The sequence below is a fragment of the Leifsonia sp. RAF41 genome (assembly GCF_052114085.1).
Lineage (GTDB): Bacteria > Actinomycetota > Actinomycetes > Actinomycetales > Microbacteriaceae > Leifsonia.
In genome coordinates, this window is the sequence record NZ_JBFREB010000001.1 from 1,295,147 (window position 1) to 1,307,765 (window position 12,619).

Annotated in this window: 11 protein-coding genes; 4 read left to right on the forward strand and 7 right to left on the reverse strand. The window is 69.1% G+C overall.

Going from position 1 to position 12,619, the window contains the following annotated elements:
• Positions 1–5 precede the first annotated feature (5 nt).
• From AB4Y74_RS06215 to AB4Y74_RS06225, 3 genes are read right to left on the reverse strand one after another with little or no spacing between them, the layout of a single operon-like run.
• Positions 6–512: a DUF2017 domain-containing protein gene (locus tag AB4Y74_RS06215; protein WP_441798243.1), complete on the reverse strand. Its 507-nt coding sequence runs from the start codon at positions 510–512 to the stop codon at positions 6–8.
• On the reverse strand, positions 509–814 hold the full coding sequence (clpS, locus tag AB4Y74_RS06220) for an ATP-dependent Clp protease adapter ClpS (RefSeq protein WP_441798244.1): 306 nt from the start codon (positions 812–814) through the stop codon (positions 509–511). The genes AB4Y74_RS06215 and clpS overlap by 4 nt, the downstream gene beginning before the upstream one ends.
• The gene (locus tag AB4Y74_RS06225; protein WP_441798245.1) at positions 811–2,586 is read right to left on the reverse strand and encodes a glycoside hydrolase family 15 protein; all 1,776 of its coding nucleotides are present in this window, start codon (positions 2,584–2,586) and stop codon (positions 811–813) included. The genes clpS and AB4Y74_RS06225 overlap by 4 nt, the downstream gene beginning before the upstream one ends.
• Positions 2,587–2,615: 29 nt before the next feature.
• Here AB4Y74_RS06225 and AB4Y74_RS06230 point away from each other — a divergent pair, with 29 nt between their 5' ends.
• Positions 2,616–3,992 (forward strand): glucose-6-phosphate dehydrogenase, encoded by a 1,377-nt coding sequence (locus tag AB4Y74_RS06230; RefSeq protein WP_441798246.1) that lies wholly within the window; start codon positions 2,616–2,618, stop codon positions 3,990–3,992.
• Positions 3,993–4,008: 16 nt separating this feature from the next.
• Here AB4Y74_RS06230 and AB4Y74_RS06235 read toward each other — a convergent pair whose 3' ends face one another.
• Complete coding sequence (locus tag AB4Y74_RS06235; protein WP_441798247.1) at positions 4,009–4,464, reverse strand: hypothetical protein; 456 nt, start codon at positions 4,462–4,464, stop codon at positions 4,009–4,011.
• Between the two features lie 154 nt (positions 4,465–4,618).
• Positions 4,619–4,837 carry a hypothetical protein gene (locus AB4Y74_RS06240; RefSeq protein WP_441798248.1) on the reverse strand — a complete coding sequence of 73 codons (219 nt, stop codon included), beginning with the start codon at positions 4,835–4,837 and terminating at the stop codon, positions 4,619–4,621.
• A 62-nt stretch (positions 4,838–4,899) separates the two neighbouring features.
• On the opposite strand from AB4Y74_RS06240, the gene AB4Y74_RS06245 reads away from it, so the two are divergent.
• Positions 4,900–6,054 carry an SLC13 family permease gene (locus tag AB4Y74_RS06245; RefSeq protein WP_441798249.1) on the forward strand — a complete coding sequence of 385 codons (1,155 nt, stop codon included), beginning with the start codon at positions 4,900–4,902 and terminating at the stop codon, positions 6,052–6,054.
• Between the two features lie 60 nt (positions 6,055–6,114).
• Here the strand turns inward: AB4Y74_RS06245 and AB4Y74_RS06250 are convergent, their stop codons facing one another.
• Both AB4Y74_RS06250 and AB4Y74_RS06255 read right to left on the reverse strand, forming a co-directional pair.
• Positions 6,115–7,995 (reverse strand): YhgE/Pip family protein, encoded by a 1,881-nt coding sequence (locus AB4Y74_RS06250; RefSeq protein ID WP_441798250.1) that lies wholly within the window; start codon positions 7,993–7,995, stop codon positions 6,115–6,117.
• Positions 7,995–10,895: an MMPL family transporter gene (locus AB4Y74_RS06255; RefSeq protein WP_441798251.1), complete on the reverse strand. Its 2,901-nt coding sequence runs from the start codon at positions 10,893–10,895 to the stop codon at positions 7,995–7,997. Before AB4Y74_RS06255 ends, AB4Y74_RS06250 begins: the two co-directional genes overlap by 1 nt.
• A 119-nt stretch (positions 10,896–11,014) precedes the next feature.
• Between AB4Y74_RS06255 and AB4Y74_RS06260 the strand changes: the two genes are divergently transcribed.
• Positions 11,015–11,677 carry a TetR/AcrR family transcriptional regulator gene (locus AB4Y74_RS06260; RefSeq protein ID WP_441798252.1) on the forward strand — a complete coding sequence of 221 codons (663 nt, stop codon included), beginning with the start codon at positions 11,015–11,017 and terminating at the stop codon, positions 11,675–11,677.
• Positions 11,678–11,712: 35 nt separating this feature from the next.
• Positions 11,713–12,618: an SGNH/GDSL hydrolase family protein gene (locus AB4Y74_RS06265; protein WP_441798253.1), complete on the forward strand. Its 906-nt coding sequence runs from the start codon at positions 11,713–11,715 to the stop codon at positions 12,616–12,618.
• Position 12,619 lies beyond the last annotated feature (1 nt).

Below are 12,619 nucleotides of genomic sequence, written 5' to 3' on the forward strand. Positions count from 1 at the left end.
GTGACTCAGCGCCGCGACTGCAGCGCCAGCACCAGGAACTCCTGGACGCCGGCCAGCCAGTCGTAGACCACGCGCTGCAGCGCCGACTCCTGGTCGTGGATGTCGCCCTCGTCGCCGTCCTCGAGGATGCCGAGACGTGCCGCCAGCACCAGGCGGATGTCCGTGATCGACCGCAGCCAGGCGGTCGCCTGCGCCTCGTCGAGGGATACCTCCACGAGGTCGCCATCGCTCTGGGCCAGCGACTCGATGACGACGCGAGCGTTCGCCTCCTTGCGATCCGCGAGGCCCGCCGCGGTGAAGCGGCGGAACTCGGCCGACGCCGCAGCGTCGCCGGGATACGCGTCGGGCAGCAGACGGACCAGCGCAGGGTCGATACCGGCGGCCCCGTCCGGCTTGGCGGCAGCTCGCGCGAGCTCCACGACCTCCTCCGCCAGGGACACCAGGAGGTGCACTTCCTCCTCCTGGAAGCGCCCGACCACGCGGCCGTCCTTCCGCTTCCGGAACGGGATCACGCGTCCGCCTTGGTCAGCGTCGCCCACAGCCCGTAGTCGTGCATGGCCTCCACATGCCGCTCCATCTCCTCGCGCGTCCCTGTCGCGACGACCGCGCGTCCCTCGTTGTGGACAAGCATCATCAGCCGTTTCGCCTCCCGCCGGGAGAACCCGAAGTACGACTGGAAGACGTAGGTCACGTAGCTCATCAGGTTGACCGGGTCGTTCCAGACGATCGTGATCCACGGGGTGCCCAGCTCGAGCAGCACATCCGTGCCGGTCTCCTCCAGAGTGCCCGCGTCGGCGGTCGGGGAGGGGCTCACAGCGGGTGGCCGCCAATCGCGTCCGCTGCGCGAACCAGGGCCAGGTGCGTGAGCGCCTGCGGCGTATTGCCCGCGTGCGACCGGCCCTCGATGTCGTATTCCTCGGAGAGCATGCCGACGTCGTTCGCCAGGCCGACCAGTCGATCCATCATCCGGATCGCGTCGTCGTGGCGGCCGGAGGTCGCGTATTGCTCCACCAGCCAGAATGAGCACGCGAGGAAGGGATGCTCGCCTGGCGGCAGGCCGTCCACCCCCGACTCGGTGCGGTACCGCAGCAGCAGGCCGTCCCGCAGCAGGTCCTGCTCGATCGCGCGAACGGTTCCGAGCATGCGCGGGTCGTCCGCGTCGATGTAGCCGACCTGCGAGAGCTGCAGGAGCGACGCATCCACCTCGGAACTGCCGTAGTGCTGCACGTAGGTGCCGCGGTGCGCATCCCATCCGTTGGACTCGATGTCGGCGCGGATGGCGTCACGCTCCCGCTTCCAGCGCTCCACCGGCCCGTCGAGGTGGTAGTCCTCGACGGCGCGGATGGCGCAGTCGAACGCCGCCCAGACGAGCGCGCGCGAGTGGGTGAACTGCCTCGGCTTGTCGCGGATCTCCCAGATGCCGTGGTCCGGCTCGCGCCAATGCTGCTCGAGGTAGCCCATCAGCGCCCGCTGCAGTGCCCACGAGAAGCGCGTCTCGGCATTGCCCGCGCGGCGGCCGCGGTCGAGGGCGAGCATGACCTCGCCGATCACATCCGCCTGGAACTGTGTGGAGGCGTCGTTGCCGATCCGTACGGGATGCGCTCCCTGGTAGCCGGGGAGGCTGTCGATGATGCGCTCGTTCAGATCGCGTTCGCCGGACAGCCCGTACATGATCTGCACGTCGCCGGGGTCGCCGGCGACCGCGCGGAGCAGCCAGTCGCGCCAGTGGTCGATGTAGCCGTTGTAGCCGTGGGCCAGGAGCACGCCGATGGTGAGGGAGGCGTCCCGCAGCCAGACGTAGCGGTAGTCCCAGTTGCGTTCTCCGCCGAACGCCTCGGGCAGCGAGGTCGTGGCGGCGGCGACGATGCCGCCCGTTTCCAGGTGCGAGAGCGCGCGCAGGAGGAGCAGCGAGCGGACGACCTCGTCGCGGTACGGCCCCTGGTGCTCGCTGGCACTCGCCCACTCCGTCCACCAGCCGCGGGTGAGCTCCAGAGACCCTTCGACGTCGAGGGCCGGGGGAGCGTCGCGATGGGAGGGGTACCAGGTGAGGGTGAGGTCGACGGTCTGACCGGCATGGACGACGAACTCGCCCTGGTGGGAGTGGTTGGCCGGGTGCAGCTCGGCGCCGCGGACGACGATGGCGTCAGGACCGGCGACCGCGATCAGGGAATGCGGACGGTCGGCTTTCTCCTGCCGCACCCACGGGATGGCTGTCGCGTAACCGAAGCGGATGCGCAGATCCTGGTGCATCCGAACCGACCCGCGGACGCCGCGCACCCGACGGACGATGTCCGCACGGTGGTCGTGCATCGGCATGAGGTCGACGACCTCCACCTCACCCTCCGACGTCTCCCACCGGGTGACGAGGATCATCGTGTCCTTCTCGTAGTGCCGGGTGCTCGTCGACGAGGCATCGGCGGGCGCGAGCAGCCAGCGGCCGTGATCCTCCGTCCCGAGCAGAGCACCGAACATCGAGCGGGAGTCGTAGCGCGGCAGGCACAGCCAGTCGATGCTTCCGTCCTTACCGACGAGGGCCCCGGTGAAGCAGTCACTGATCAGGGCGTAATCCTCGATGGGGAGCGACATATTTCCAGTATGGCCGTACTGTGATGGGCATGACGCAGTCCGTGGACACTCTTGTGATTCTCGGAGCATCGGGCGACCTCACGTCACGGCTCCTCCTGCCTGCCATCGGACAACTGCTCACGGACCAACCGGACCGTGCTTTCACGCTGGTCGGGTCGAGCAGCGACGACCTGGACGATGACGCCTGGCGGGCTGTGGTGAAGAAGTCGTTCGCGACCGTCGACGCCACCGGGGATGCGGTGAAGCGGCTCCTGAAGGAGACGCGCTACGTCAAGTCCGACGCCACGAGCGCGGACGATCTGAAGAGCCTGCTGGACAGCGTGGACGGCGTGCCCGCTCTGTATTTCGCCCTGCCGCCGGCCATTACTGCCAAGGCGTGCCGTGCGCTGGGGACGTTCGAGCTGCCGAAGGGACTGACGCTCGCGCTGGAGAAGCCGTTCGGCACCGACCGGAAGAGCGCCATCGCGCTGAACGAGCAGCTCGCGCGCCTCGTGCCCGAGGACCAGATCCACCGCGTCGATCACTTCCTGGGGCGCTCCAGCGTGTTCAACATTCTGGGCGTGCGCTTTGCGAACAGCATCCTGGAGCCGATCTGGGACAGCCTGCACATCGAGCGCGTCGACGTCATCTACGACGAGACGCTCGGCCTCGAGAACCGCGCCCGGTACTACGACGGAGCCGGCGCCCTGATGGACATGATCCAGAGCCACCTGCTCCAGGTCATGGCGGTGCTGGCGATGGAGCCGCCGTCGACGCTGGAAGCCGCCGACCTGCGCGACGCCAAGCAGCTGGTGCTGCGGGCGACGAAGGTGTGGGAGGGCGACCCGGTCACGGCGAGCCGGCGCGCCCGCTACGCAGCGGGGAAGATCGACGGCAAGAAACTGCGGGCCTACGCGGACGAAGACGGAGTCGACCCGTCACGCGAGACCGAGACGCTCGCCGAGGTCACCCTCCAGGTCGACACCTGGCGCTGGAAGGGCGTCCCGTTCACGCTCCGCTCGGGGAAGGCCCTCGGCGGCCGGCGGCGCGAGATGGTGATCACCTTCACGCCGGCTCAGCACGTGCCCACCGGCCTCAAAGGAGCGATGGATCCGGCCCAGCTGCGGCTGATGTTCGCGCCCGACTCCATGTCGCTCGAGGTCAACATCAACGGCACGGGCGACCCGTACGAGCTGGAACGGACCACCTTGACGGCCGAGTTCGGGCCGGGCGCGCTGCTGGCGTACGGGGAAGTCCTCGAGGGCATCCTCGACGGCGACCCGACGCTGTCGGTCCGCGCGGACACGGCGGTGGAGTGCTGGCGGATCGTGGAGCCGGTGCTGAAGGCCTGGCGTGACGGGAAGGTGCCGCTGGAGGAATATCCGGCGGGGTCGGAAGGTCCGAAGGACTGGCCGGAGCTCGGCTGACGGCGGAAGGCCGCCGTCAGGCCGCGGAGCGGTGAGCGACGACCGGGAATTCCCCGGTCACCGGCTTGCGCAGGTCCGTCCACTGGGTGATGGGCGCCGGCTCCCAGCTGAACGCGGCCGGCTCAAGCTCGGCTGCAGGCACCGGCTCGATTGCGGGCTCGTCGGCGGCGGGGGCTTCGGCCACGACCGCGACCGGCTCCCTCGCGACCGTCTCCTCGACGATCGTGGCGGGCGCGTCGGCGACGGCCGGCGCGAGATGCTGCGGCTCCGAGAGCGCTTCACCGGCCTCCAGCCGGCGGCGTGCTTCGGCGATCGCTGCGGCGATGCCGACCGAGACCGACTGGGCGAGGATCGAATGGAAGATGGCGTCGGTGTCGTTCTGCGCGCGACGGATGACCGTCCACTCGCCGTTCTCGCCGATCAGCTCCGCAACCTTGGTGTGCACGAGCTCGAGGATCTGGGCGTCCGTCAACTGCGGGACTGGAGCCGCCGCAACTGCCGCGACATGCCGCCTACGACCAAACATCGCGCAACCCCTTCCAGGTTCACTGTTGAATACAAGTGTCCTGGACATCCAGCGCGGAAACCCGCTGGACACGCCGGGAGAATCGGCGGAAATCGGCGGGTCAGCGACCCTTTCGGGCCTTAACGGGCTTGGATTCGCGTTCCGACGCCTCCCGCGACTCCTGCAGCACTGCGCCGACGGCCAGCGCCAGCGAGATCCCGGCGTTGATCCACATCAGCGGGAGGCGCCAATCGCGCGGCCCGTTCTGGGACGAACGGATGGTGGTCCACAGTCCGACCGCCGCACTGATCACGGCGCCGTTGAAGAGGTACTTGCGCATCCCGTTCCTTTCGGTGTCGTCCCGTAGCGTACGCTTCCACAGTCGGGACCGGGAGGAGGAGAATGCGCACCGCAATCGTGGGCGCCGTGCTCCTCGTATTCGGCGGCATCGCCGTGGCGACCGGAGTGCTGCCCGTTCCGGAGGTCGTCGAGCTGTGGGACCGGGTCTGGCCCATCCTGCTGTTCGTCGTGGCGATCACCGTGGTGACCGAGCTCGCCGCGGAAGCCGGCGTCTTCACCGCGCTCGCTCAGCAGACCGCCCGGTGGGGCCGCGGTCGCGCGTGGGTGCTCTGGCTGTTGGTGGTGCTCGTCGCCGCGCTGAGCACGATCTTCCTGTCGCTCGACACCACGGCGGTGCTGCTCACCCCTGTGGTCATCGTGATGGCTCGGCACGCCGGGCTCAACCCGCTGCCGTTCGCGCTGACGACCGTGTGGATGGCCAATGCCGGCTCCTTGCTGCTCCCCGTCTCCAACCTGACGAACCTGCTGGCGCAGCACACGATGGGCGACCCCTCGCCTGCCGCCTTCGCATCGCTGATGCTCGCCCCGGCGCTCGTCGCGATGATCGTGCCGATGGTGGTCGTCTTCATCATCGCGCGGCGCTCGCTGCTCGTCCGCTACGAGACGGGCGAGGAGGACGGCATCGAGGACCCGGTGCTGTTCTGGATCTCCGGCGCTGTCGTGGTCGCGCTCATCCCGTTGCTGGTCTCCGGGATTCCGGTCTGGCTGCCGACGACGATCGCGGCGCTCGTGCTCGCCGTCGTGTTCCTGGTCCGTCGACGGGGAGTGTTGCGGTTCGGCCTGCTTCCCTGGCAGCTTGTGTTGCTCGCCCTCGGGCTGTTCCTGTTCATCGAGGCGCTGCATGCGGCCGGACTGGGGACCTTGATGGCGACCGTGTCCGGCACCGGGGAGTCGCCGCTCGCTCTGCTGCGGCTGTCGCTGACGGGGCTGGTCGGAGCGAACGCGATCGACAACCTCCCCGCGTATCTGGCGCTGGAGCCCGTCGCGGACAGCCCGGCGCGTCTGGCGGCACTGCTGATCGGTGTGAACGCCGGACCGCTGATCACGCCGTGGGCGTCGCTCGCCACCCTGCTCTGGCACCAGCGGCTGACGTCGTTCGACGTCGAGATCCGCTGGAGCCGTTACATGCTTCTCGGGCTGATCGTCGCGCCGGTGACCGTCGTGCTCGCGACGCTGGCGCTCGCGTACACGATCTAGTGGTCCCGACACGCCGTCACGCGTGTCGACCTGACGGCGTGTCGGGACCAGTCCGTGCGGCTACTCGGCGGGGAGCAGCTGTGCCGCGTTGACGACGCGGCGCCGCGCGACGGCGATGAGTGCCAGAACGAAGCCGAATGCGGCCCACAGGAGCAGGCCGCCGAGCCCGCGCCACGCATCCGCCGAGCCGTCGATGGCGCCCTGCATCGCGGTGATCGCGGGCGACGTCGGCAGCCAGGGCAGCGCTGCGTCGAAGAAGGCGGGGGCTGTCGAGACGATGCCGGAGGCGAGCGTCACCACCACGACGAGCATCGAGAGGAATCGCCCGATCCCGCCGAGCAGCGCCACGAGCCCGTGGTTGACGGCCGCGAACGCGATCCCGGTCGCTGCTGCGAGGCCGGCGAAGCCGAACCAGTGACCGGCGTCGAGTCCGAGCGCGGGAGCCATGACACCGGCGACCAGGGCGCCCTGGACCACCCCGAGCGCCGCCGCCGGAAGGAAGCCGTCGAGCGCGATACGCCCGGCGGCCCGCGACGTCAGCAGCGCGCGACGCGACAGCGCCTGCAGCACCAGGAACGTCGCCAGTGCGCCAAGCCACAGGGCGACGGAGGCGAACAGCGGGATACTCGTGCTGCCGAACGCGGCCGTACCGGCGCTCTTCTGCGTGACCGGCTCGGCCGCGACCTTCGCGAGGCTCGTCCGCTCACCGCTGTCGTAGCTCGGGAGCTGCTTGACGGCGGTGTGCAGACCGGTCGCCAGAGAGGCGGCACCGGAGGCCGACTGGTCCGCGCCCGAGGCGAGTGCGGGGATGCCGTCGCTCAGCTGCTGGACGCCGGTCGCGAACCCGGCTGCGCCTTCCGCCGACTGGGAGGCGCCGGAGGCGAGCTGCTGCGCGCCCGCCGACGACTGGGCGACCCCGCCCGTGTACTTGCCCAGCTGCGACGCGAAGGTGCCGGCTCCCGAGGCGACGCCAGCGCTGTAGGCCTGGGCCGTGTTGAGGTTCACCAGCTGATCGCTGAGTGTCTGGCAGAGTGCGGCGAGTTTCGGATCGACGATGGGCGGCGCGCAGTTCTGCGCTGTGGCGGCATTGATCGCAGAAGTCGCGGGAGTGAGAGCCGACGACGCGGCTGCGGCTGAGCCCGCGAGCTGCTGCGCGCCCTGGTCGAGGGCCGGTCCGCTCGCAGACAGCTGCTGAAGCCCACTCGCCAGCCCGGACGTGCCGTCCGAGAGCTGCGAGACCCCGCCCGCGAGCGACGACGCGCCGGTCGCCAGCTGCGCCGCACCGTCGGCGAGCTGGTGCGTCCCGCTCGCCAGCTGCGTGAGTCCGCCGGTCAGCTGATCGGCACCGGTCGCCGCCTTGCCCAGCTGCTCGCCGAGCGTGTTGAACCCGACATACACGTTCGCGATGTACGTCGACGTGAGCTGCTTGTTCAGAACCGAGGTCGCTGTGGTGGTGACCGCCTGGCTGATGGCCGGGTCCACCAGTTTCGACTCGGGACTCGTGCGCACGTCGATGGTCGCCTGGGTCGCGTCGGAGGCCGCGCCGGCCGTCGAGGTCGCCGCCTTCGAGAAGTTCTCCGGGATGGTGACCACGGAGACGTACTCGCCGCTCGCGGCTCCCTTGTCGGCATCCTTCTTATCGGTCAGTACCCAGCTGAAGTTGTCGTTCTTGGCGTCGAGGAGGCCGGCCGCCAGCTGTCGGCCGAGGGGAACGGTCTGGCCGTTGAGCTTGATCGGCTGGTCGAGGTTGACAACAGCCGCCTTCACGTCGTGGAGACGCTCGGTGGGGTTCCAGAGCGCCCAGACGAGCAGGCCGCCGATGACGATCGGGACCAGGAGGATGCCGAGGATGGTGAGCCAGGTGATGCGCTTGTCCGAGCGCATCCGCTCGAGCGAGAAGAGCGAACCCGGGCGGCGCAGGGGAGAGGGTGGCGTGTTCATCAGGCGTTGGCCTTCTCGAGGTGGGCGCCGTGCTCGGCGCGGTCGGTGTCGGAGGGATCGGACGCGGCGAGCGCGCGCGGCCCCCGCGGCTCGTCGTCCAGGTCGACGGCGGTCGTCTCGACGCTGGACGGCAGCAGGTCGTCGAGGCCGGAGGGCTCGACGCAACTCACGACGAGCGCGAACGGCCGCTCCTCGACCCGGGCCCGGCTGAGTGCGGCGGTGAGTTCGCCGTGGATGCGGCGGCGCTCGACCGGGTCGGTGACGGAATCGACGGCGTCGAGCGCGAGCAGCTGCGGCCGGCCGTCCAGCGCTCGGCGGATGTCTTCGACCGGGGTCTCGGAGCGATCGAGCCGGACGACCGACGTTCGCGAGCGAACGGCCGATCCGCGGGTCGGGAGCACGAAGCCCGCGACCTTGACGGTCCCGCCGTCGAGGTGCGTGCGCCCGGTGATCGCCATGAGGAGGGCGAGCGAGGCCGTCCGGTCGCCGCCGTGGACGACGAGGACCTCGGCGTCGCCGAGTCGGAACGACACGTCGCCGACCAGCCGGCGCTTGCGCGCGCTGACCGTGAGGCCATCGGCCGCGGCGACGAGGTTCGCTCCCGGCTCTGGCCACTCGGCGAGCTCGAGTTCCTTCTGCAGGCCGTCGCCCTCCACGTCGAACGAGGGCAGGATGCGGTCGAGCCAGCGCGGCATCCACCAGGCCTTCTCGCCGAGCAGCTGCAACACGGCCGGTACGAGGGTCATCCGGACGAGGAAGGCGTCGACGAAGACGCCCACCGCGAGTCCCAGCGCAATCGGCTTGATGGAGGCGTCGCCTTCCGGCACGAACGCGGCGAACACCGAGATCATGATGATCGCGGCGGCGGTGACCACCTTCGCCGAGCCGACGAAACCGCTCTGGATCGCGCGTCGCGCGTTTCCGCCGTGGACGTAGTCCTCGCGGATCCGGCTGACGAGGAACACTTCGTAGTCCATCGCCAGGCCGAAGAGCACGCCCATCAGGATGATCGGCATGAACGAGATGATCGGGCCTGTCTTATCGACGTGGAGTGCATCCGCGAACCACCCCCATTCGAACACGACCGTCACCGCGCCGAACGCCGCGCCCACCGAGAGCAGGTAGCCGAGAGCCGCCTTGATCGGAACCGCGATGGACCGGAACACCATCGTCAGCAGGATGAGGGACAGGCCGACGACGAGAATGCCGAACGGCAGCAGAGCACCGGCCAGGCGCGACGACACGTCGATCTGAGCCGCCGTGTTGCCGGTGACCTTGAGGTCGACGCCGTATTCGTCGAGGAAGTGCTGGTGCTTCGAGCGGATTTCGGCGACCAGGTCCGCGGTCTTCTGGTCGTTCGGGCCGGTGGTCGGCACGACCTGTACGATTCCGGTGTCGGCGGTCGCGTTCGGTGTAGCGAGCGGCACCGAGGCGACGCCAGGGAGATCGGCGATCTCGTCGCCGATCTTCTTCATCAGACCGACCGGGTCGGAGCTCTGGATGATCGAGCCGGTGACGATCAGCGGCCCGTTGTAGCCCGGTCCGAAGTGGTCGGAGACCAGATCGTAGGCGACGCGGGCCGGGGAGCTCTCGGGCTGCGACCCGGCGTCGGGGAGGGCCAACCGGAGCTGCAGGGCGGGGAGGGCCGCGATCCCGAGGCCGACGACGACCGCGACCACCGTGATGATCGGGATGCGCGTGACCGTCCGGACCCAGCCTCGGAAGAAGCCCGGCGGGATTTCTGCCGTCGCGGCATGAGCGAAGTCCGCCGCGGGTGCAGGAGCTGAGGCGGGAGCGGGTGTCTCGGCTGAAGCGCCGGCGGTCTCGGCGGGGGCGTCGGCCTCCCGTCGCTTCGCCGCGCGAGCAGCCTTCCGGCGACCCGGGGTGAGCCGCGCGCCGGCGAAGCCGAGCAGCGCGGGCGTCAGCGTGAGCGCGATGACCACGGCCACGGCGACCGCCGCCGAGGCGGCGATGCCCATCGTCGTGAGGAAGGGGATGCCTGCGACCGCGAGTCCGGCGAGTGCGATGATGACGGTGAGCCCGGCGAAGAGCACGGCCGAGCCGGCCGTGGCGACGGCGCGTGCCGCCGATTCCTCGGGCGGCACTCCCGCCTTCAACTGCCCTTGATGCCTCGAGATGATGAACAGCGAGTAGTCGATGCCGACAGCGAGGCCCAGCATCAGGGCAAGCATCGGCGTTGTCGACGAGATCGAGCCGAACAGGGTGGCGATGAAGATCAGGCACATGGAGATCGCCACCCCGAGGATGGCCGTGAGCAGCGGCATCCCGGCGGCCAGGAACGAACCGAACGTCAGGATCAGTACCACGAGCGCGATGCCGACGCCGAGCAGCTCGATGACCGATAGGGTGGGCAGATTCTGCGAGAACAGCTGACCGCCGACGGCCGACTTGGCGCCGTCTGGAAGCGCTTTCGCGAGGTCGGCTCCGGCATCCTTGACGGCGGTCTTGGTCTCCGCCGTCACCGTCGTCATCTGGCCCTTCAGCTGGACGGTGATGATGGCCGCCGAACGGTCGTCCGAGATGAGGTTCTTGACCTGCTTCGAGTAGGGAGAGCTCACGCCGGAGACTCCCGGGATGTCTGTGATGCTGCCGACCGCATCCTCGATCGGCTGCTTGATGTCGCCGTCGTCGACCGTCTGACCGTCGGGGGCGACGACCACGATCTGAGCCGTCGTACCGCTGACTTGCGGGAATGTGCGGCTGAGCGTGTCGAGCGCCTCTTGCGACTCGGTGCCGGGGATGCTGAAGCTGTTGTCCGTACCCTGATTGAAGAGGAGGGCGCCGCCGCCGAGAACGGCGAGGAGTCCGATCCAGATGATCACGACGAGCTTGCGAGCGCGATAGGCCCACCGGCCGACCGAGTACAGGAGCGAGGACACGGGTTCTCCAGTGGGTGAGTACCGAAAAGGATGGACGAGGTTCGATACACCGATGTATCCGTACAGAACCGTATCGGATACACTGCTGTATCGAAAGTTGAATTCAGGAAGGTTTCAGCTTGGAAAGCACGACTCTCAGTGAAGACGCACGCACCGAGTCCGCGCGCCGTCAGCGCACCCGGGGGCGTCTGCTCGACGCGGCCTTCGACGTCTTCGCCGAGCAGGGCGTCCGCGCGGCCAGCGTCGAGACGATCGCCGAGGCGGCCGGGTTCACCCGCGGCGCGTTCTACTCCAATTTCTCCAGCAAAGAGGAGCTCTTCTTCGCGCTCATGGATCGCGAGAAGACCATCCGGCTGGAGCAGTTGAACTCGGGCGTCGCCCAGTTCCTCACGCCTCTCGTGGGAGAGCAGGGAGGCGAACTCGCCGACGAGGACGTCCTCCAGACGATCACGAGGGTCCTCGAGCTGCAGTCCGACGACCGGCGCTGGTGGCTCGTCCAAGCGGAGTTCCAGTTGATGGCCCTCCGCGACCACGCGATCGCGGCCGACTACCTCCGCTACCAGGACGAGTTCTTCGCCGACCTGACCGAGATCGTCGTCGAGGCGCTCACCAGCGCGCGCCGGCGGTTCATCATCGATCCGGAAGAAGGTGTACGGGTCATCGCGGAGCTGTGCGCCAACGGCGAGGCGCGGGCGGTGCTCGCCGACGACCAGCGCACCTTCCAGGAGCGGCTCTCCGAATCGGTGCTCGCCATCCTGCTCGCACTCACCGAGCGAGTGTGAGCGTTCGCCAAGGCTCGCGGTCTAGTGTCTGAGGGATGCGACCCGAAGCATCCCGAGAGTCCCGCGCGCCGCGCGCTTCCCGTGTGGTCCGCGCCGTCGCTGTGCTCCTGATGGGTTCCGCGGCGCTCGCGCTGAGCGCATGCTCCGGAGCGCCGAGCAGCGCCGATCAGCCGCGCCAGGCGGCCACCGCCTCTCCGACGCCCACAGCCGCACCGGACCCGTTCCGCACCGAGCCGCTCACCCCATCCACCCGGTACGTCGCGATCGGCGACTCCTTCGCGGCCGGGATGGGCGCGGGGGCCGAGCAGGGAAAGTGCCGGCTGAGCGCCAACGCCTATCCCTCCGTCTTCGCGCGGAAGGCGGGCATCGACCTCGTCGTCAATGCCGCCTGCGCGGGCGCGACCACCTCCGACCTGCTGAAGCATCAGCTCATCGCGCTGGACGACCGCACCGACCTGGTCACCGTCAGCATCGGCGGGAACGACCTCGGCGTCGCCGCGATCGCCGGCGACTGTGCTGCCGGCAAGGCGGTCGCCTGCCGCAACCAGGTCACCGCGGCGCTGTCCCTCCTGAACGTGCTGCCCGACCGGCTGGACACCGTCTACAGCGCCGTCGCTCAGGCCGCACCGAACGCGCGCATCGTCGTGACCGGGTACACCTTGCTCTACGACTCGTCGGACCCGAGTGCACCCGACTTCCAGACCGCGGCAGCCATCAACGCGGCGACCCTCGGGCTGAACGAGGTCATCCGCCAGGCCGTCGAGGAGCAGAGGGCCGACGGCAAGGCGATGACCTATCTCCCGGTCGACTTCGCCGGGCACGCGATCGGCGACAGGAAGCCGTGGCTGAACACCACCGGTCCGGACATCTTCCACCCGACCGCGACGGGCTACGCCGAGTACGCGAGCAGGCTCATACAACTGCTCGGTACGGCGCAGTAAC